At 53.2% G+C, this 1,727-nt stretch carries 1 protein-coding gene; it reads left to right on the top strand.

The features are described 5' to 3' along the window. Positions 1-393: 393 nt before the first annotated feature. The gene (locus tag RC85_RS25640) at positions 394-1,563 is read left to right on the top strand and encodes a hypothetical protein (protein ID WP_068267786.1); all 1,170 of its coding nucleotides are present in this window, start codon (positions 394-396) and stop codon (positions 1,561-1,563) included. Positions 1,564-1,727: the final 164 nt, after the last annotated feature.

Raw genomic sequence — 1,727 nt, 5'->3', positions numbered from 1 at the left:
ACCGAGCCAGAGAATTGATGTGGGGCAGCCATCCGGGTGCTCGCGCACCCGGCAGGGAGCTGCCGGCCCTCCGGGCCTATTGCGCAGTAACTGATGCGACGTCCCGAGCGAAAGGCGACTATAAAAAGTCGCACGTTCCTAAATGGTGGCGTTCGCTGAGATATGTCCATCTATCGCATCGTTTCGCCAGCGGTGAATCCGTTGGCATATTAGCTGACGACGTGCAAATAGTTTTCACCGGATTGCACAAATTTTGGCTACCCACCTGAACAGTCGCAGCGTGTGGGTAAGGCGCAGGAAGCGGAAATTAAAACGCAAATTTATTGGCTAGGTTCGTCGATTCCAAACCTGTCAACCCATTTCCGTTTCCTCTCAATTTTCATTGGAACGTCTATGCCATTTCTTCGCGGTAGTCTCGGATTCGAACGTTTTGCAGTCACAGGTTTCGAGGCCAATCAGTTTGGTGAAGAACATATCGAAATTCTATCCAAGTTTGCGGCTGGTCAATTCGAGACCGATGCATCCGACAACGTCCAAGTCGGTTTTTTGGGCGGCGATCACTTGTTTGATCAAGATTTTGATCTCGACAAAAACCTGATTAACAACGCGTTGCACTGCAGCGTTCGCATCGACACCAACGTCATCCCGTCCGCGATCCGTGCCGCCTGGTTACAGGTAGAGCTTTCCGGAAGATTAAAGGACAGCGAAACCGGATTTTTAAGTAAAGCTGAAAAGAAAGAAGCAAAAGAAGCCGTTGAACAAAAGTGCGAAGTCGAAGCCGCGTCGGGACGATATCGCAAGATGCAGACCGTGCCGTTTTTATGGGACATCGATCACTCGCAGTTGTATTTTGGCGGTTCTCAAGGAAACGCCAGCGGTCATTGCTTGGGGCTGCTTGAACGGGCCTTCGAGGTCGAATTTAGTCACATCGGTGCGGGTGCGATTGCGCACGATTGGGCAGTTGAGGCCGAGTGTTTCGGCGAATTGGATGATTTGGTTCCCGCTGACTTTGTTTCCGGCGGAACCCAATCACCGCACGTTTGGACCAACGAGTTTTCGCAGGCTCCGGATTTCTTGGGCAATGAATTCTTGATGTGGTTGTGGTGGACGACAGAAACGAAGACCGACACGATCGCGATGCCGGACGAATCGGATGCGGTTGTCATGTTCGCGAAGACACTTGCACTGGATTGTCCAAAAGGCGAGACCGGGAAAGAGGTGATCAGCGCCGAGAGCCCTGTCCAGTTGCCCGAAGCGATGGAAGCAATCCGCAGCGGCAAGTTGCCGCGCAAAGCAGGCATGACCATCATCAGCGACGGACGCCAATTCGATTTGGTCCTGCAAGCGGAATCGTTTGGGATCGGTGGTGCCAAAATCCATCTGGAAGAAGGCGAAGAGTTCGAGGATGAAGATCGAATCGACGCAATTCGTCTGCTAAGCGATACGACCGATCAGTTGTTCTACGCCTTCTTGCAACGACGTGTCAGCGACGATTGGAGCCAGGACTTGAACGAGATGAACCGTTGGCTCGGCGTGTCGCAAGTGATTGCGAAAGTCGCGTAAGTAACGCAGGACCGATAGGTAGGGCCGGTTCCCAACACCGTGAAGGGTTTCTAAATCGTTTAACCGCGTGGGCATCGCCCCGCGCGTTCGGGTCCAGCACAACGCGCGGGGCGATGCCTGGGCTGATGAAAATGCGGTGGGTGATGTTATTCGCGAACCAGTCG

This window comes from Rubripirellula obstinata (assembly GCF_001642955.1).
Taxonomy (GTDB): domain Bacteria; phylum Planctomycetota; class Planctomycetia; order Pirellulales; family Pirellulaceae; genus Rubripirellula; species Rubripirellula obstinata.
The sequence above is the reverse complement of the archived record's forward strand: the minus strand, read 5'-3'. Positions and strand labels throughout refer to the sequence as shown.

Coding starts and splice junctions, on each gene's coding strand:
- RC85_RS25640 (WP_068267786.1), top strand. CDS start 394: ATGCCATTTCTTCGCGGTAGTCTCGGATTCGAACGTTTTGCAGTCACA.